The 17655-nt window shown below is 60.4% G+C and carries 16 protein-coding genes; 10 read left to right on the forward strand and 6 right to left on the reverse strand.

Annotation, left to right across the window (positions count from 1 at the left end; genetic code table 11):
- The first annotated feature begins 258 nt into the window (after positions 1 to 258).
- A complete protein-coding gene (gene hisD, locus NR126_RS07690) occupies positions 259 to 1584 on the forward strand; it encodes a histidinol dehydrogenase (protein WP_256829968.1) in 1326 nt (441 codons plus the stop codon).
- A gap of 2 nt (positions 1585 to 1586) precedes the next feature.
- Positions 1587 to 2639 carry a histidinol-phosphate transaminase gene (gene hisC, locus NR126_RS07695; protein WP_256829969.1) on the forward strand — a complete coding sequence of 351 codons (1053 nt, stop codon included), beginning with the start codon at positions 1587 to 1589 and terminating at the stop codon, positions 2637 to 2639.
- Positions 2640 to 2719: 80 nt separating this feature from the next.
- Here hisC and algW read toward each other — a convergent pair whose 3' ends face one another.
- Positions 2720 to 3880: a Do family serine endopeptidase AlgW gene (gene algW, locus NR126_RS07700; protein WP_027618540.1), complete on the reverse strand. Its 1161-nt coding sequence runs from the start codon at positions 3878 to 3880 to the stop codon at positions 2720 to 2722.
- A 102-nt stretch (positions 3881 to 3982) separates the two neighbouring features.
- Between algW and NR126_RS07705 the strand changes: the two genes are divergently transcribed.
- The 3 genes from NR126_RS07705 to cysN all read left to right on the forward strand — a co-directional run bounded on the left by NR126_RS07705 (position 3983) and on the right by cysN (position 7701).
- Positions 3983 to 4741 (forward strand): Nif3-like dinuclear metal center hexameric protein, encoded by a 759-nt coding sequence (locus NR126_RS07705; RefSeq protein WP_027618541.1) that lies wholly within the window; start codon positions 3983 to 3985, stop codon positions 4739 to 4741.
- 134 nt (positions 4742 to 4875) lie between these two features.
- Entirely contained in the window at positions 4876 to 5793 is a 918-nt protein-coding gene (gene cysD, locus NR126_RS07710; RefSeq protein ID WP_027618542.1) for a sulfate adenylyltransferase subunit CysD, read from the forward strand.
- Between the two features lie 9 nt (positions 5794 to 5802).
- Positions 5803 to 7701, forward strand: coding sequence for a sulfate adenylyltransferase subunit CysN (gene cysN / locus NR126_RS07715; RefSeq protein ID WP_256829970.1), 1899 nt, complete (start codon positions 5803 to 5805; stop codon positions 7699 to 7701).
- Positions 7702 to 7796: 95 nt separating this feature from the next.
- Here cysN and NR126_RS07720 read toward each other — a convergent pair whose 3' ends face one another.
- The 3 genes from NR126_RS07720 to NR126_RS07730 are packed head-to-tail and all read right to left on the reverse strand — an operon-like array spanning position 7797 to position 11200.
- The gene (locus tag NR126_RS07720; RefSeq protein ID WP_256829971.1) at positions 7797 to 8702 is read right to left on the reverse strand and encodes an acyltransferase; all 906 of its coding nucleotides are present in this window, start codon (positions 8700 to 8702) and stop codon (positions 7797 to 7799) included.
- On the reverse strand, positions 8703 to 10802 hold the full coding sequence (gene pta, locus NR126_RS07725) for a phosphate acetyltransferase (RefSeq protein ID WP_256829972.1): 2100 nt from the start codon (positions 10800 to 10802) through the stop codon (positions 8703 to 8705).
- Between the two features lie 59 nt (positions 10803 to 10861).
- Entirely contained in the window at positions 10862 to 11200 is a 339-nt protein-coding gene (locus NR126_RS07730) for a DUF3565 domain-containing protein (protein ID WP_027618546.1), read from the reverse strand.
- On the opposite strand from NR126_RS07730, the gene NR126_RS07735 reads away from it, so the two are divergent.
- The 3 genes from NR126_RS07735 (at position 11169) to NR126_RS07745 (ending at position 13517) form a co-directional block, all read left to right on the forward strand.
- On the forward strand, positions 11169 to 11654 hold the full coding sequence (locus NR126_RS07735) for a peptidylprolyl isomerase (protein WP_027618547.1): 486 nt from the start codon (positions 11169 to 11171) through the stop codon (positions 11652 to 11654). The two genes, NR126_RS07730 and NR126_RS07735, sit on opposite strands and share 32 nt — an antisense overlap.
- 131 nt (positions 11655 to 11785) lie before the next feature.
- Positions 11786 to 12268, forward strand: coding sequence for a glutathione peroxidase (locus NR126_RS07740; RefSeq protein ID WP_027618548.1), 483 nt, complete (start codon positions 11786 to 11788; stop codon positions 12266 to 12268).
- 145 nt (positions 12269 to 12413) lie between these two features.
- Complete coding sequence (locus NR126_RS07745; RefSeq protein ID WP_027618549.1) at positions 12414 to 13517, forward strand: NADH:flavin oxidoreductase; 1104 nt, start codon at positions 12414 to 12416, stop codon at positions 13515 to 13517.
- Here NR126_RS07745 and NR126_RS07750 read toward each other — a convergent pair.
- Positions 13486 to 14709, reverse strand: a complete 1224-nt coding sequence (locus NR126_RS07750; protein WP_256829973.1) for a glycosyltransferase family 1 protein — start codon at positions 14707 to 14709, stop codon at positions 13486 to 13488. The two genes, NR126_RS07745 and NR126_RS07750, sit on opposite strands and share 32 nt — an antisense overlap.
- A gap of 40 nt (positions 14710 to 14749) precedes the next feature.
- A complete protein-coding gene (gene cysZ, locus NR126_RS07755; protein WP_027618550.1) occupies positions 14750 to 15505 on the reverse strand; it encodes a sulfate transporter CysZ in 756 nt (251 codons plus the stop codon).
- 314 nt (positions 15506 to 15819) lie between these two features.
- Here cysZ and trxB point away from each other — a divergent pair, with 314 nt between their 5' ends.
- Positions 15820 to 16776, forward strand: coding sequence for a thioredoxin-disulfide reductase (gene trxB, locus NR126_RS07760; RefSeq protein ID WP_027618551.1), 957 nt, complete (start codon positions 15820 to 15822; stop codon positions 16774 to 16776).
- Between the two features lie 108 nt (positions 16777 to 16884).
- Positions 16885 to 17595 carry a transposase gene (locus tag NR126_RS07765; protein ID WP_256829974.1) on the forward strand — a complete coding sequence of 237 codons (711 nt, stop codon included), beginning with the start codon at positions 16885 to 16887 and terminating at the stop codon, positions 17593 to 17595.
- Positions 17596 to 17655: the final 60 nt, after the last annotated feature.

Below are 17655 nucleotides of genomic sequence, written 5' to 3' on the forward strand. Positions count from 1 at the left end.
ACTCCAAAAGGCAACTTGTAGCAGTAGAAAAAACTTCTCTCAGAAGTAAGAATCGCGCAGCGGCCTGCCTTTTGGGGCAAGGCCCTGCGGGTTGGCCCTGTGGCCGCGCCATGCTGCGTTGCAGGACTTGGTAAGGAAACAACCCTGACCTACGTCCTGCGCCTTGCCTGGCACGACCACCGCACCAACGCGATCGTTATTAAACGTCAGCGCACCTTCGGGCGCCTGAGTTTTCGCCAATCCTATGAGGCTCTCGCTATGACCGCACCGACTGCAATTCGCCGACTCAACGCTGCTGACCCGGATTTCGCGCATCATCTGGATCATCTGCTGAGCTGGGAAAGTGTGTCTGACGACTCGGTCAATCAGCGCGTGCTGGATATCATCAAGGCCGTGCGTGAGCGTGGCGATGCGGCGCTGGTGGAATTCACCGAGAAATTCGACGGCTTGCAGGTTGCCTCGATGGCCGACCTGATCCTGCCGCGCGAGCGCCTGGAACTGGCCTTGACTCGCATCACCGTGGCCCAGCGCGAAGCCCTGGAAAAAGCCGCGGCCCGTGTGCGCAGTTACCACGAAAAGCAGAAACAGGATTCCTGGACCTACACCGAAGCGGACGGCACCGTGCTGGGCCAGAAGGTCACGCCGCTGGATCGCGCCGGCCTGTACGTACCCGGCGGCAAGGCCTCGTACCCGTCTTCGGTACTGATGAATGCGATTCCGGCCAAGGTGGCCGGGGTCAGCGAAGTGGTCATGGTGGTGCCCACGCCGCGCGGCGAAATCAACGAGTTAGTGCTGGCTGCGGCCTGCATTGCCGGGGTTGATCGGGTGTTCACCGTTGGTGGTGCGCAGGCGGTTGCGGCGCTTGCGTATGGAACCGAAAGCGTGCCGAAGGTCGACAAGATCGTCGGCCCCGGCAACATCTATGTGGCCACTGCCAAGCGCCACGTGTTTGGCCAAGTCGGCATCGACATGATTGCCGGTCCTTCGGAAATCCTCGTGGTCTGCGATGGCCAGACCGATCCGGACTGGATCGCCATGGACCTGTTCTCTCAGGCCGAGCACGACGAAGACGCCCAGGCCATCCTGGTCAGCCCAGATGCCGAATTTCTCGATCAGGTGGCGGCGAGCATCGCCAAGTTACTGCCAACCATGGAGCGCGCCGGGATTATCGAGACCTCGATCAATGGCCGTGGCGCCCTGATCCAGGTGCGTGACATGCAGCAAGCCATCGAGGTGGCGAACCGCATTGCGCCGGAACACCTTGAGTTGTCAGTGGCCGACCCGCAAGTCTGGTTGCCGCAGATTCGCCACGCTGGTGCGATCTTCATGGGCCGTCATACCTCCGAGGCCCTGGGCGACTACTGCGCCGGCCCCAACCATGTGCTGCCGACTTCCGGCACCGCGCGCTTCTCCTCGCCGCTGGGGGTCTACGACTTCCAGAAGCGTTCATCGATCATCTTCTGCTCCGAAGCCGGTGCCAGCGAACTGGGCAAGACCGCCTCGGTGCTGGCCCGTGGCGAGTCGCTGACCGCGCACGCGCGCAGCGCCGAATACCGCATCGTGGCCGATAAGGAAGGGAATTGAACATGAGTAAGTTCTGGAGTTCGTTCGTCAAGGACCTGGTGCCGTACGTGCCGGGCGAGCAGCCGAAGCTGACCAAACTGGTCAAGCTCAACACCAACGAAAATCCCTACGGCCCGTCGCCGAAAGCCTTGGCTGCGATGCAGGCCGAGCTGAATGACAATCTGCGTCTGTACCCGGACCCGAACAGCGACTTGCTCAAACAAGCGGTGGCCAAGTACTACGGCGTGCAGGGTAATCAGGTGTTCCTCGGTAACGGTTCCGACGAAGTCCTGGCACACATCTTTCACGGCTTGCTGCAGCACGATAAGCCGCTGCTGTTCCCGGATATCAGCTACAGCTTCTACCCGGTGTACTGCGGCTTGTATGGCATCACGTTTGACGCCGTACCGTTGAATGAGCAGTTCCAGATCGATCCGTCGGACTACACCAAGCCGAACGGCGGGATCATCTTCCCCAACCCGAACGCGCCGACCGGCTGCCTATTGGCCCTCGAGGCGGTGGAGCAGATCCTTAAGGCCGGTCCGGACTCAGTCGTCGTGGTGGACGAAGCCTATATCGACTTCGGTGGTCAGACGGCGATCGGCCTGGTGGACCGTTATCCGAACCTGCTGGTAACCCAGACCCTGTCCAAGTCGCGCTCGCTGGCCGGCTTGCGGGTTGGCCTGGCGGTGGGGCATCCGGACTTGATTGAAGCGCTGGAGCGGATCAAGAACAGCTTCAACTCCTACCCGCTGGATCGCTTGGCCATCGTCGGCGCGGCGGCGGCTTTTGAAGACCGCGAGTACTTCGAGAGCACCTGCCAGCGAGTGATCGACAGTCGCGAACAGGTCATCGCCCAGTTGCAGGAGAAAGGCTTCGAAGTGCTGCCGTCGGCGGCCAACTTCATCTTCGCCCGCCACCCGCAGCATGACGCAGCCGGTCTGGCAGCCAAGTTGCGCGAGCAGGGAGTGATCGTGCGGCACTTCAAGCAGGAGCGGATTGCCCAGTTCCTGCGTATCTCCATCGGTACGCCGGAGCAGAACCAGGCGCTGATCGATGGCTTGGGCGACCTCTGAATCGCTGATAACCCTGCTGTGGGAACCCTAATGTGGGAGCGGGCAAGCCCGCTCCCACAGGTTTTTACAGGGCTGAGATCTTAGTTCTCTTCTTCCTTGGCCATCGGTGCCGGCGGTGGGCGCAGGCCGATTTCCGCGGTCAGCTTCAGCTCCTTGCCGTTGCGAATAACCACGATGTTGACCTTGTCGGTAGGCTTGATCCGCGCCACCTGGTTCATCGAACGGCGGCCATCGCCGGCCGGTTCGCCATCGATGCTCAGAATCACATCACCCAATTGCAGGCCGGCTTTTTGCGCCGGACCGTCGCGGAAAATTCCCGCCACCACAATCCCCGGACGACCAGACAGGCCGAATGACTCCGCCAGTTCCTGGCTCAGCGGCTGTACCTCAATCCCCAGCCAGCCACGAATCACCTGGCCGTGCTCGATGATCGACTTCATCACTTCCATGGCGAGCTTGATCGGAATGGCGAAGCCGATGCCCTGGGATCCGCCGGATTTGGAGAAGATCGCCGTGTTGATTCCGGTCAGGTTGCCATTGGCGTCCACCAGCGCACCACCGGAGTTGCCGGGGTTGATCGCCGCGTCGGTCTGGATGAAGTCTTCGTAGTTGTTAAGGCCCAGTTGATTGCGCCCGGTGGCGCTGATGATGCCCATGGTCACGGTCTGGCCGACGCCAAACGGGTTGCCGATGGCCAGTGCGACGTCGCCGACGCGGATGCTTTCCGAGCGGCCGACGGTGATTGCTGGCAGGTTCTTCAGGTCGATTTTCAACACTGCCAGGTCGGTTTCCGGGTCGCTGCCGATGACCCGGGCGAGAGTCTCACGGCCGTCCTTGAGGGCGACCACGATCTGGTCGGCACCAGAGGTCACATGGTTGTTGGTCAGCAGGTAACCTTCCGGGCTCATGATCACGCCGGAACCGAGGCTCGATTCCATGCGCTTCTGCTTGGGCGCGTTGTCGCCGAAGAAACGCCGGAACTGCGGGTCTTCAAACAGCGGGTGGCTGGTTTTGTTGACCACTTTGGTGGTGTAGAGGTTGACCACCGCCGGTGCGGCGATTACTACCGCGTCGGCGTAGGACACCGGACCCTGTTGCGTCAGCGTGGTCTGCGGGGCCTGCTGGAGGTTGACGTCCAGGCTTGGCAGCCCGACCCATTGCGGATAACGCTGGATAATCAGCAACGCAATCAGCACGCCGGCCAACAGCGGCCAGCCAAAAAAACGCAGACCCTTGAGCATTGAACAAATCCTGGGAGGTTACGAGGGGCCCGAGACGGCCCATAATGTCGCGCATTATACGAGGCCGCGCGCGCCTCTGAACGGGATATTTAGGAGTCTTTGATGGCCGTTGCCCTGAGCACCCTGGTAGAAGAAGCAGATCGTTATCTGGGCAGTTCGCGAATTGCCGATTATTGCCCCAATGGCCTGCAGGTCGAGGGCCGGCCGCAGGTCATGCGGATCGTCAGCGGGGTCACCGCCAGTCAGGCCTTGCTCGATGCTGCGGTGGAGGCCAATGCCGACCTGATCCTGGTCCACCACGGTTATTTCTGGAAGGGCGAAAACCCCTGCATCACCGGCATGAAACAACGTCGGCTGAAGACCCTGCTCAAGCACGATATCAGCTTGCTGGCGTATCACCTGCCGCTGGATCTGCATGCGGACGTCGGCAACAACGTGCAACTGGCCAGGCAACTGGACATCACCGTCGAAGGCCCGCTGGACCCGGATAATGCCAAAGTGGTCGGCCTTGTGGGTTCGTTGGCTGAGCCGATGACCGCGCGCGACTTCGCTCGGCATGTGCAGGAAGTGATGGGCCGTGAGCCGTTGCTGATCGAAGGTGAGGCGATGATTCGTCGCATTGGCTGGTGCACCGGTGGCGGCCAGGGTTATATCGATCAGGCGGTGCAAGCGGGTGTCGATCTGTACCTGAGCGGCGAGGCTTCCGAGCAGACCTTCCATAGCGCCCGGGAAAATGGCATCAGCTTCATTGCCGCTGGTCATCACGCCACCGAGCGGTATGGCGTGCAGGCGTTGGGCGAGTATCTGGCGCGCCGGTTTGCCCTGGAGCACATCTTCATCGATTGCCCGAATCCGATCTGACGGCCAAACAGGCAGGTATATTGATATACCCTTTCGATCTAGTTGGCGTCCTGATTAGAAGAGGACGCTGTGCTAGGATTTCCCGCTCGAACACGGCCCGCTGGCCGTTCATAAGAAAGTTTTCGTGAGTAGCCATGGTCGACAAACTGACGCATCTGAAACAGCTGGAGGCGGAAAGCATCCACATCATCCGTGAGGTGGCCGCCGAGTTCGATAACCCGGTGATGCTGTACTCCATCGGTAAAGACTCCGCCGTGATGCTGCATCTCGCGCGCAAGGCATTCTTCCCGGGCAAGCTGCCGTTTCCGGTGATGCACGTCGACACCCAGTGGAAATTCCAGGAGATGTACCGCTTCCGCGACAAAATGGTCGAAGAGCTGGGCCTGGACCTGATCACCCACGTCAACCCGGACGGCGTGGCGCAGGGCATCAACCCCTTCACCCACGGCAGTGCCAAGCACACCGACATCATGAAGACCGAGGGCCTCAAGCAGGCGCTGGACAAGCATGGTTTCGATGCAGCCTTCGGTGGTGCCCGCCGCGACGAAGAAAAGTCCCGAGCCAAAGAGCGCGTGTACTCGTTCCGCGACAGCAAGCACCGCTGGGATCCGAAGAACCAGCGCCCTGAGCTGTGGAACGTTTACAACGGCAAGGTCAACAAGGGCGAGTCGATCCGCGTATTTCCGCTGTCGAACTGGACCGAGCTGGACATCTGGCAGTACATCTACCTGGAAGGCATTCCGATCGTCCCGCTGTACTTCGCCGCCGAGCGTGAAGTCATCGAGAAGAACGGCACCCTGATCATGATCGACGACGAGCGCATCCTCGAACACCTGAGCGATGAAGACAAAGCCCGCATCGTCAAAAAGAAAGTGCGTTTCCGTACCCTTGGTTGCTACCCGTTGACGGGCGCGGTGGAGTCCGAGGCTGAAAGCCTGACGGACATCATTCAGGAAATGCTCCTGACGCGAACTTCCGAGCGCCAGGGCCGTGTCATCGACCACGATGGCGCCGGCTCGATGGAAGATAAGAAACGTCAGGGTTATTTCTAAGGGGTTGTCATGTCGCACGTATCTGATTTGATCAGCGAGGACATCCTCGCCTACCTGGGCCAGCACGAACGTAAAGAGCTGCTGCGCTTTCTGACCTGCGGTAACGTCGATGACGGCAAGAGCACCCTGATCGGGCGCCTGCTGCACGACTCCAAGATGATCTACGAAGATCACCTGGAAGCCATTACCCGCGACTCGAAAAAAGTCGGCACCACCGGCGACGATATCGACCTGGCATTGCTGGTCGACGGCCTGCAGGCCGAGCGTGAACAAGGCATCACCATCGATGTCGCGTATCGCTACTTCTCTACCGCCAAGCGCAAATTCATCATCGCCGACACCCCCGGCCATGAGCAGTACACCCGCAACATGGCCACCGGTGCATCCACCTGTGACCTGGCGATCATCCTGGTCGACGCTCGTTACGGCGTGCAAACCCAGACCCGTCGCCACAGCTTCATCGCCTCGTTGCTGGGCATCAAGCACATCGTTGTCGCCATCAACAAGATGGACCTCAAGGGGTTCGACCAGGGCGTGTTCGAGTCGATCAAGGCCGACTACCTGCAGTTCGCTGAAGGCCTGAAATCGCAACCGACCAGCATGCACTTCGTGCCGATGTCTGCCCTCAAGGGCGACAACGTGGTGAACAAATCCGAGCGCTCGCCGTGGTACACCGGTCAGTCGCTGATGGAAATCCTTGAGACCGTGGAAGTGGCGGGCGATCGCAACTTCACCGACCTGCGTTTCCCGGTGCAGTACGTCAACCGTCCGAACCTGAACTTCCGTGGCTTCGCCGGCACCCTGGCCAGCGGCATCGTCAAGAAAGGCGACGAAGTCGTCGTTCTGCCATCAGGCAAGAGCAGCCGCGTGAAATCCATCGTCACCTTCGAGGGTGAACTGGAACACGCCGGCCCTGGTCAGGCAGTGACGCTGACCATGGAAGACGAGATCGACATCTCCCGTGGCGACCTGCTGGTCCACGCCGACAACGTGCCGCCGGTGACCGACAGTTTCGAAGCCATGCTGGTATGGATGGCTGAGGAGCCGATGCTCCCGGGCAAGAAATACGACATCAAGCGCGCCACCAGCTACGTGCCGGGTTCGATTGCCAGCATCGTCAACAAGGTCGACGTCAATACCCTGGAAGAAGGTCCGGCCAGTGCCTTGCAATTGAACGAAATCGGCAAGGTCAAGATCGCGCTCGACGCGCCGATTGCCCTCGACGGTTACGACAGCAACCGCACCACTGGCGCCTTCATCATCATTGACCGCCTGACCAACGGCACCGTCGGCGCCGGCATGATCGTCGCCCAGCCACTGGCGCACGGCAACGCCACGCACCACGGCAAGTTGGCCCACGTGGCCACCGAAGAACGTGCCCAGCGCTTCGGCCAGCAACCGGCCACCGTGCTGTTCAGCGGCTTGTCCGGCGCTGGCAAAAGCACCCTGGCCTATGCGGTCGAGCGCAAGCTGTTCGACCTCGGTCGTGCGGTGTTCGTGCTGGATGGCCAAAACCTGCGTCACGACCTCAACAAAGGTCTGCCACAGGATCGCGCCGGACGTACCGAGAACTGGCGTCGTGCTGCTCACGTGGCGCGTCAGTTCAACGAAGCGGGCCTGCTGACCCTGGCCGCGTTCGTTGCGCCAAGCGCAGAAGGTCGCGAGCAAGCCCGTGACTTGATCGGCAAGGAGCGTCTGTTGACGGTCTACGTCCAGGCCTCGCCAGCGGTCTGCGCGCAACGTGACCCGCAAGGCCTGTACGCGGCAGCCGGGGATAACATCCCGGGCGAATCCTTCCCGTACGACGTGCCGCTGGATGCCAATCTGGTGATCGACACCCAGTCCGTGTCACTGGAAGAGGGCGTCAAGCAAGTGCTGGATCTGCTGCGCCAGCGTGGGGCGATCTAAGCCTTAGCGGTTAAAGAAAAACCCGCCGATGAGTGATCATCGGCGGGTTTTTTTGTGTCTCTTGGATTGCCCGCGATTGGGCCTGTACCGGCGCCTCAGGACTTTGCCGGATATTCTCGATGCATCTGCGCGAGCAGAGCATCCTTGTCCTGCCACAACTGGTTAATCCAGCCCTGGAACTGCAGGCGGTAGTCGCCGTCCTGGTCGTAGTTCTTGCCGATGAACTGCGGAGGGATCTTCAGTTCTTCGAGGTGCACCACCACGTCTTCAACATTGCCGCACAGCAGGTCCCAGAAGCCGGGGCGGCCGGCGGGGTAGTGGATGGTCACGTTGACGATGGATTCCAGTTGCTCGCCCATGGCATCGAGAACGAAGGCAATGCCGCCGGCCTTGGGTTTGAGCAGGTATTTGAATGGCGATTGTTGTTGCTTGTGCTTGCCCTCGGTGAAGCGTGTGCCTTCGACGAAGTTGAAAATACCCACGGGATTGTTGCGAAACTTCGCACAGGTTTTGCGGGTGGTTTCCAGGTCCTTGCCTTTCTTTTCCGGGTGCTTCTCCAGGTAGGCCTTGGAGTAGCGCTTCATGAACGGAAAGCCCAAGGCCCACCAGGCCAGGCCGATCACCGGGACCCAGATCAATTCCTGCTTGAGGAAGAACTTCAGCGGCTGAATGCGCCGGTTGAGCACGTATTGCAGCACCAGAATGTCGACCCAGCTCTGGTGGTTGCTGGTGATCAGGTAGGAGTGCTGGTAGTCCAGGCCTTGCAGGCCGCTGACGTGCCAGCGGGTGCGCCGGACCAGATTCATCCAGCCCTTGTTGAGGCTGATCCAGGCTTCGTGGGTGTGACTCATCAGCCAGCCGGCAATGCGCTGGGTGAATGCGAACGGCAAGGCCTTGACCAGCGCCACGCAGAACAGGAACGAGCACAGCAGGATAGTGTTGAGTGCCAGTAACAGCGCCGCAATCACGCCGCGGACAGGAGCAGGGAGAAAATCCAGCATTTAGACATCCACAGGTCGGTTGGCGGCTTGAATCGCGGTCAGGGCGATGGTGTAGACGATGTCGTCGACCTGGGCGCCGCGCGGCAAGTCATTCACCGGTTTGCGCAGGCCTTGCAGCATTGGGCCAAGGCTGACGCAATCGGCGCTGCGCTGCACGGCCTTGTGGGTGGTGTTGCCGGTGTTCAGGTCCGGGAAGATGAACACTGTGGCGCGACCGGCCACCTGGCTGTTGGGCGCCAGTTGCCGGGCCACGTCGGCATTGGCGGCGGCGTCGTACTGCAGCGGGCCATCGATCAGCAGGGTACGTTGCGCCTCATGGGCCAGCAGGGTCGCTTCGCGGACCTTCTCGACTTCCTCGCCACTGGCGGAATCGCCGCTGGAATAGCTGAGCATCGCCACCCGTGGGCTGATGCCGAACGCGGCTGCAGAGTCGGCGCTTTGCAGGGCAATTTCCGCCAGTTCGCTGGCGCTCGGGTGCGGGTTCATGATGCAGTCGCCGTAGACCAGCACTTCTTCCGGAAACAGCATGAAGAACACCGACGACACCAGGGTACAGCCGGGCGCGGTCTTGATCAGTTGCAGCGCCGGGCGAATGGTATTGGCGGTGGAGTGGATGACCCCCGAGACCAGGCCGTCGACCTCATCCAGCGCCAGCATCATGGTGCCGATCACTACCGGATCTTCAAGCTGCTGTTCGGCCATCGGGGCGTTGAGGCTCTTGGTCTTGCGCAGGGCCACCATCGGCTCGACATAGCGCTCGCGGATCAGGTCCGGGTCGAGGATTTCCAGCCCCGGTGGTAATTCAATGCCTTGGGCGCGGGCCACCGCTTCGACGTCGGCCGGCTTGGCCAGCAACACGCAGCGGGCAATGCCTCGGGCCTGACAGATCGCCGCCGCTTGCACGGTCAGTGGTTCGCTGCCTTCAGGCAGGACGATTCGTTTGTTCGCCGCCTGGGCGCGCTGGATCAACTGGTAGCGGAACACCGCTGGCGACAGACGCATCTCCCGCGGCGTGCCGCAGCGCTGGTGCAGCCAGTTGGCGTCGAGGTGACTGGCGACGAAATCGGTGATGATTTCCGCCCGCTCGCGGTCGTCGATCGGGATTTCCTTGTTCAGGCCGTTCAACTGGTTGGCGGTGTCGTAGGAACCCGTGCTCACCGACAACACCGGCAAACCGGCCTGCAGGGCTCCACGGCACAGCTCCATGATGCGCGGATCGGGCAGGGTGTCGCTGGTCAGCAACAGGCCGGCCAGGGGTACCCCGTTGAGTGCAGCCAAGCTGACAGCCAGGATAATGTCGTCGCGATCGCCCGGGGTCACCACCAGCACGCCGGGCTTGAGCAGCTCAACGGTGTTGCGCATGGTTCGAGCGCAAATGATGATCTTGGTCATGCGCCGTGTTTCGTAGTCGCCGGCATTCAGCACTTGTGCGCCCATCAGGTCGGCCACGTCGCGGGTGCGCGGGGCATTCAGTTCAGGCTGGAACGGAATGCACCCGAGCAGGCGGAAATCACCACTGCGCAGCAGAGGCGAGTGTTCTTTCAGGCGTGCGGCGAAGGCTTCCATGCTTTCATCGGTCTTCACCTTGTTGAGGATCACGCCGAGGACTTTCTGGTCTTTCGGCCCGCCGAACAGTTGCGCCTGCAATTCAACCCTGCCGGACAGCTCGGTGAGCACTTCGTTTTCCGGGGCCGAGACCAGGATCACCTCGGCATCCAGGCTTTTCGCCAGGTGCAGGTTGACCCGCGCGGCGTAACTGGCGCTGCGGGTGGGCACCATGCCTTCGACGATCAGCACGTCTTTGCCGATCGCGGCTTGCTGGTACAGGGTGACGATTTCTTCCAGCAACTCATCGAGCTGGCCGTCGCCGAGCATCCGCTCGACGTGCGCCAGGCCCAGGGGTTGCGGTGGTTTCAAACCGTGGGTACGAGCCACCAGTTCGGTGGAGCGTTCCGGGCCAGTGTCGCCGGGGTGGGGCTGGGCAATCGGTTTGAAGAAGCCGACTTTGAGGCCGGCCCGTTCGAGGGTGCGCACCAGTCCGAGGCTGATGGAGGTCAGGCCCACACCAAAGTCGGTGGGTGCAATAAAAAAAGTTTGCATGCGAATTCTCTGCGGGTGCATGGCAAGGTGTCGGCCCAAGCCTGGCCGACGACCGAAATTCAGACGACAAGGTTAGCGCTAACCGCGCCTTGAGCGCACCAACCGCACGCGAAGGGCTGGCCAATTTTTTCCTGGCGTTGCAGCGGGTCTTCGACCCAGGCCCGGGATTGCCAGGGTGGCTGGTGCCGCAGGTGCTGGGTGTGGCCACAGGATAGCTCGGCCACCCAGTGGCCTTCTTCGTCCTGATGGAAACCGGTGATCATCGATAGGGTCGACGCGGGCCGTTGGTCCGGGTTCCGTTCGCTTTCGGGCGATTGCTTCGCTAAACTTGTCCATTCTTTATTCTTCTGCAAAAGGTCTCGCCCCATGCTGATCGCCGCCAATAAGGCTGTCTCCATCGACTATACCCTGACCAACGACGCTGGTGAGGTCATCGACAGCTCCGCCGGCGGCGCACCGCTGGTCTACCTGCAAGGCGCAGGCAACATCATTCCAGGCCTGGAAAAAGCCCTGGAAGGTAAAGCAGTCGGCGACGAGCTGAAAGTGTCCGTTGAGCCTGAAGACGCTTACGGCGAGTACGCTGCTGAACTGGTCAGCACCCTGAGCCGCAGCATGTTCGAAGGCGTCGACGAACTGGAAGTGGGCATGCAGTTCCACGCTTCCGCGCCGGACGGCCAGATGCAAATCGTCACCATCCGTGACCTGGACGGCGACGACGTCACCGTTGACGGCAACCACCCATTGGCTGGCCAGCGCCTGACGTTCGAAGTCAAGATCGTGGCTATCCGTGACGCCAGCCAGGAAGAAGTGGCTCACGGCCACGTTCATGGCGAAGGTGGTCACCACCACTGATATCTGCGCTAAGCTCAGATATCTGGAGAGGCGCCCGAGGGGCGCCTTTTTAGTCGGCGACGTTCAACGGACGCCGGAGCATAGCGTGCTAAGGGCTTTTCGAGAAAAACACGGGATATCTGGAGTTTGCCATGAGTGCTTTTCACGACCTTACATTGAAAACTCTGGACGGTGCGGCATTGCCGCTGGCGCCTTTCAAAGGCCATGTCGTACTGGTGGTCAACGTCGCGTCCAAGTGTGGTCTGACCCCACAATATGCTGCTCTGGAAAACCTCTATCAGCAATATAAGGGGCAGGGTTTCAGCGTCCTCGGTTTGCCGTGCAACCAGTTTGCCGGGCAGGAGCCGGGCACTGAGAGCGAGATCAAGGATTTTTGCAGCCTCAACTATGGCGTGAGCTTCCCGTTGTCGAGCAAGCTGGAGGTCAACGGTCACGAGCGTCACCAACTGTATCGGCTGTTGGCCGGCGAAGGAGCGGAATTTCCCGGGGACATCACCTGGAACTTCGAAAAATTCCTGCTGGGTAAAGACGGCCGCGTTCTGGCGCGTTTCTCACCGCGCACTGCTCCGGATGATCCTACGGTGGTGCAAGCTATCGAGAAGGCGTTGCGCTAGTTTGCCTTTGCTGGCGCCGGGATTCCGGCCCAGCAAATTCTCCCTTCGTTTTAAACCTTAATCATTCAAATCAATAGTGCTACCCAAAGCATTCATCGCTCCATATTATGCTCGTCATAAACCTCGCGTCCCTGTGGAGTGCCGCATGCCTGTTCAAGCCTTGTTCAAACCTTTCCACCTCGCCAATCTTGAGCTGCCTACCCGTGTGGTCATGGCGCCGATGACCCGTTCGTTTTCCCCGGGTGGCGTGCCGAATTCCAAAGTGATCGAGTATTACCGTCGTCGTGCGGCGGCTGGCGTGGGTTTGATCATCACTGAAGGCACTACGGTGGGTCACAAGGCAGCCAATGGCTACCCGAACGTTCCGCAGTTCTATGGCGAAGCGGCTCTGGCCGGCTGGAAGAAAGTCGTCGACGCGGTGCATGCCGAAGGCGGCAAGATCGTCCCGCAACTCTGGCATGTCGGTAATGTGCGACGCATAGGCACTGAGCCGGACGCCAGCGTTCCAGGCTACGGCCCGTCGGAAAAACTCAAGGACGGGCAGGTTGTGGTGCACGGCATGACCCATCAGGATATCCAGGACGTCATCGCGGCCTTCGCCCAGGCGGCCAAGGATGCGCAAAGCGTCGGCATGGACGGCGTGGAAATCCACGGTGCCCACGGTTATTTGATTGACCAGTTTTTCTGGGAGCAGAGCAACCAGCGTACCGATGAATACGGCGGCAGCCTGGCCAACCGCTCGCGCTTTGCCATTGAGCTGATCCAGGCGGTGCGCGCTGCGGTGGGCGAAGGTTTTCCGATCATTTTCCGTTTCTCACAGTGGAAGCAGCAGGACTACAGCGCGCGACTGGTGCAGACGTCCGAGGCACTGGGTGAATTCCTCAAGCCGTTGTCCGACGCCGGTGTGGACATTTTCCATTGCTCGACACGGCGTTTCTGGGAGCCGGAATTCGAAGGGTCTGACCTCAACCTCGCTGGCTGGACTCGCGTGTTGACCGGCAAACCGACCATCACCGTTGGTAGCGTTGGTCTGGACGGCGAGTTCCTGCAGTTCATGGTCAACACCGACAAAGTCGCGCAACCGGCTAGCCTGGAAAACCTGCTGGAGCGCCTGAACAAGGACGAGTTCGATCTGGTGGCGGTGGGGCGTGCGCTGCTGGTCGACCCGGATTGGGCACAGAAAGTCCGTGACGGACGCGAAGGCGAGATTCTGCCATTCAGTCGCGAAGCGTTGATGACACTGGTGTAAGCGGCGTCTCAACGGACGTTGGCGCGGGGCCCTGGCAGGCGCCGCGCAACTGCCCCTCGAACTGCTCGATGATCGCCGCCCAGCCCTGACGGCTGGCGTGCTGGCGGGCATTGAGGCGGATGCAGCGCAGGGTTTCCGCTTGTTCCAGCATCCAGCTGGCGGCGTCGCAAAAAGCTTCTTCATCACCCGGCATCGCCAACACCCCGTTGTAGCCATGGCGGATGTGCTGCGCGGCGGCGGCCTGATCGTAGGCCACCACGCCCAAGCCTGAGGCCAGCGCCTCAAGCACCACATTGCCAAAAGTTTCGGTCAGGCTGGGGAACACAAACACATCCCCCGAGGCGTAGTGGCAAGCCAGCGCTTCGCCACGTTGTGAACCACAGAAGATTGCCTCTGGCAGTTCTTTCTCCAGCGCCGCCCGTTGCGGACCATCGCCCACCACAATCAGCTTCATCCGCCGTTGTGGATAACTCGCGAGCAGGTGCTCGTAACAGCGTTTGAGCAACCCCAGATTCTTCTCCGGTGCCAGTCTGCCGACGTGGATCACTGCGATATCGTCAGCGCCAAGCCCCCAACTTTCCCGCAACGACGCCAGCCGTTTGGCCGGATGGAACAACTGACTATCGACACCTCGGGACAGCAGCGATAGGCGCTCGAAATGCCGCCGTTCCAGTTCCAGTTGCTGGCTCGCGCTGGGCACCAGGGTCAGGGCCGAGCGATTGTGGAACCAGCGCAAATAGTGGGTCAGCAGGCGCGTCAGCAAACCGAAGCCATATTGACTGGAGTACTGCTGGAAGTTGGTGTGAAAGCCGCTGACCACGGCGATTCCCAGGCGCCGTGCGGCGCGCAACGCAGACAGGCCCAAAGGCCCTTCAGTGGCGATGTACAGCACGTCCGGACGCTGACGTTTCCAGCGCCGCAGCAACTTGTGCATCGACGACTGGCCCCACTGCAGACCGGGGTAGCCCGGCAGTGGCCAGCCTCGGCACAGCAACACGGCATCGTCGCTGGTGGCTTGTTGGTCGCAATCCTGGCGCGGGCGGACCAACTCTACCTGGTGTCCCCGCGCGCGCAAGCCATCGCACAGGCGGCCCAGAGTGTTGGCCACGCCGTTGATTTCCGGTGGAAAGGTTTCTGTGATCAGGGTGATATGCAGGGCTGTCGTCATGACCTCAGTGTCGGCTGAGGCCATGTCGTCATTGTGACGAGGTGATGACGAATAGGTGACCGACTCAGCGCTGGCGAGCGACCAGATTCTCCGCCCCACGCTCACGCACCCAGAACAGCGTGGCCCCGGCCACGGCCGCCGGCATCATCAGGATGTTGACCACAGGAATCAGCAGCACCAGGTACACGCTGCCGCCGAAACTCATGCTCTGCCAGCGCTTTTCCCGCAGCCAGGCGAGCATCTCGTTCCAGCCCAGTTTGTGGTTGTCTGCCGGGTAGTCGATGTACTGGATCGCCATCATCCACACGCCGAAGATCAGCCACAGCGGCGCGGCGATCAGGTTGACCACCGGGATGAACGACAGGATGAACAGCGCCAGCGCCCTGGGCAGGAAGTACCCCAGTTTGCGCATCTCGCGAGCCAGGGTGCGTGGGACCATGGCCACCAGTTCACCCCAGCTGAAGGCGGGGAAGTCATCGGTGCCACGCACCACCACTTCGACTTTTTCCGCGAGAAAGCCGTTGAACGGTGCAGCGATGATGTTGGCGAGCATGGTGAACGTGAAGAACACCATCAGCAGCACCAGCACCACGAACAGTGGCCACAGCACATAACTGAGGAAACTCAGCCAGTCAGGCAGCGATGGCATCAGCGTATCGACCCACAGGCTGAACTGATGACCGGCCAGGTAGATCAATCCGACGAACAGCAACAGGTTGATGGCCAGCGGCAATAGCACGAACAGACGCAGGCCGGGACTCAGGACCAGCTTCAGGCCTTCGCGCAGATATTGCGGGCCGGACAGAACAGGGGCGGGCATAGGGTGCTCCGGGCAATGGGAAAACGCGCCGACCTTACCGGCTTTGCCCAGCAGGCGAAAGCACGGCAGCGGGATCGACATTAACTGTAACAAAGGCGCCGTGAATTCGACCTCCAGCACATAGAGACCGCCTATGAGCTGGATTGTTAATCCGTATTTCCTTAATCTTCGCCTCCTCGATACGCTGCACCCATTATTTTTCAGGGCTGTCCTACTACAGCGCTTCCCCAAGTGCAGGCACGGTCCTTTTTTATTCCAGCCGGCAATCCGGCAATCCGCGCCCGTTAACAGCGGCCGGTCGACAGGAGTGAGTCATGTCTGATGTACGTCATTCGCGTGTAATTATTCTCGGTTCCGGCCCTGCCGGTTACAGCGCTGCGGTCTATGCTGCCCGCGCCAACCTCAAGCCGCTGCTGATCACCGGCATGCAGGCAGGCGGTCAGTTGACCACCACCACCGAAGTCGACAACTGGCCGGGCGACGTCCATGGCTTGACCGGCCCGGCGCTGATGGAGCGGATGAAAGAGCACGCCGAGCGCTTCGAGACTGAAATCGTCTTCGACCACATCAACGCCGTCGACTTCGCTGCCAAGCCTTACACCTTGACCGGTGACAGCGGCACTTACACCTGCGACGCACTGATTATCGCCACCGGCGCCAGCGCGCGTTACCTGGGTCTGCCGTCGGAAGAAGCCTTCATGGGCAAGGGCGTTTCCGCCTGCGCCACCTGCGACGGTTTCTTCTATCGCAACAAGCCAGTGGCCGTGGTCGGTGGTGGCAACACCGCCGTGGAAGAGGCGCTGTACCTGGCCAACATCGCCAGCACCGTGACCCTGGTTCACCGCCGTGAAACCTTCCGCGCCGAGAAGATCCTGATCGACAAGCTCAACGCTCGTGTGGCTGAAGGCAAGATCATCCTCAAGCTCAACGCCAATTTGGATGAAGTGTTGGGCGACAACATGGGTGTGACCGGTGCGCGTCTGAAAAACAACGATGGCAGCTTCGACGAGCTGAAAGTCGACGGCGTGTTCATCGCCATCGGCCACACGCCGAACACTTCGCTGTTTGAAGGTCAGTTGACTTTGAAAGACGGTTATCTGGTTGTGCAGGGCGGCCGTGATGGCAATGCTACTGCCACCAGCATCGAAGGTATCTTTGCTGCCGGTGACGTGGCTGACCACGTTTACCGTCAGGCAATCACCTCGGCTGGCGCCGGCTGCATGGCCGCACTGGATGCCGAGCGTTATCTGGATAACCTGAAGAACGCTTGAGTCTGAGCGAAAGAAAAAACCGGCCAAGCAGACTGTGTGAAAACCTAGCAATCTGCGCAGTGCTCAAAGAAAATGCTCCGTATCGAAAGATACGGAGCATTTTTCGTTATGGCCTACATCCAAGGTGAGTCCCGCAGCCAGACCAGCCTATTCCCGGTCTCGTTGGAAGAGTTGATCCCCGAGGATCACCTCGTTCGCGTCATTGACCTGTACGTTGCCAAGCTGGATCTGGTGCAACTGGGCTTCGATAAAGCGATTCCAAAAAGCACGGGGCGCCCTGCTTATGATCCCGCCGATCAGCCAAAACTCTACCTCTACGGCTATTTTCAGCGGATTCGCTCATCGCGACGCCTTGAAGCCGAGTGTCAGCGCAACATCGAAGTGATGTGGCTGATCAACCGGCTCAAGCCCGACTTCAAGACCATCGCCGATTTTCGCAAGAACAATAAACCCGCCTTCATCGCGACCTGCCGTGCTTTCGTTCGATTTTGCCGCACGGCAGGCCTGATCGCAGGTGACTTGGTGGCCATCGATGGCAGCAAGTTTCAGGCGGTCGCATCCTCACGACATGCCCATGAAGAGGCTTTTGAGCGGATGGAGCAAAGGATGCAGGCGCATCCTGAGATGATGGCCAAGCGAAGATCCATCGTTGAGCACCCTTTCGGCAACCTCAAGCAATGGCTATTTGGTAATGGCCGTTTCTTGCTGCGACAACTGGAGGGGACAAAAGCTGAAATGGCCTTGGCGGTGAATGCTTATAACCTGAAACGAGCGATTAAAGTGCTCGGTGTGCGCCATCTGATGGCTTTGATGGGCTGAGAGGCCTTTTTCGTCTGCTGCCAATACAAAACAAAACGCCCCGAACAAGTCGGGGCGTTT

This window comes from Pseudomonas sp. Pse1 (genome assembly GCF_024519635.1).
Classification (GTDB): Bacteria; Pseudomonadota; Gammaproteobacteria; order Pseudomonadales; family Pseudomonadaceae; genus Aquipseudomonas.

Bases quoted from the DNA above. Each gene is read 5' to 3' on its own strand.
- NR126_RS07750 (WP_256829973.1), bottom strand. From the start codon at position 14,709: ATGGCCTCAGCCGACACTGAGGTCATGACGACAGCCCTGCATATCACC.
- NR126_RS07740 (WP_027618548.1), top strand. From the start codon at position 11,786: ATGAGTGCTTTTCACGACCTTACATTGAAAACTCTGGACGGTGCGGCA.
- NR126_RS07745 (WP_027618549.1), top strand. From the start codon at position 12,414: ATGCCTGTTCAAGCCTTGTTCAAACCTTTCCACCTCGCCAATCTTGAG.
- NR126_RS07720 (WP_256829971.1), bottom strand. From the start codon at position 8,702: ATGCTGGATTTTCTCCCTGCTCCTGTCCGCGGCGTGATTGCGGCGCTG.
- NR126_RS07735 (WP_027618547.1), top strand. From the start codon at position 11,169: ATGCTGATCGCCGCCAATAAGGCTGTCTCCATCGACTATACCCTGACC.
- cysN (WP_256829970.1), top strand. From the start codon at position 5,803: ATGTCGCACGTATCTGATTTGATCAGCGAGGACATCCTCGCCTACCTG.
- hisC (WP_256829969.1), top strand. From the start codon at position 1,587: ATGAGTAAGTTCTGGAGTTCGTTCGTCAAGGACCTGGTGCCGTACGTG.
- trxB (WP_027618551.1), top strand. From the start codon at position 15,820: ATGTCTGATGTACGTCATTCGCGTGTAATTATTCTCGGTTCCGGCCCT.
- NR126_RS07765 (WP_256829974.1), top strand. From the start codon at position 16,885: ATGGCCTACATCCAAGGTGAGTCCCGCAGCCAGACCAGCCTATTCCCG.
- cysZ (WP_027618550.1), bottom strand. From the start codon at position 15,505: ATGCCCGCCCCTGTTCTGTCCGGCCCGCAATATCTGCGCGAAGGCCTG.
- algW (WP_027618540.1), bottom strand. From the start codon at position 3,880: ATGCTCAAGGGTCTGCGTTTTTTTGGCTGGCCGCTGTTGGCCGGCGTG.
- NR126_RS07730 (WP_027618546.1), bottom strand. From the start codon at position 11,200: ATGGAGACAGCCTTATTGGCGGCGATCAGCATGGGGCGAGACCTTTTG.
- NR126_RS07705 (WP_027618541.1), top strand. From the start codon at position 3,983: ATGGCCGTTGCCCTGAGCACCCTGGTAGAAGAAGCAGATCGTTATCTG.
- hisD (WP_256829968.1), top strand. From the start codon at position 259: ATGACCGCACCGACTGCAATTCGCCGACTCAACGCTGCTGACCCGGAT.
- pta (WP_256829972.1), bottom strand. From the start codon at position 10,802: ATGCAAACTTTTTTTATTGCACCCACCGACTTTGGTGTGGGCCTGACC.
- cysD (WP_027618542.1), top strand. From the start codon at position 4,876: ATGGTCGACAAACTGACGCATCTGAAACAGCTGGAGGCGGAAAGCATC.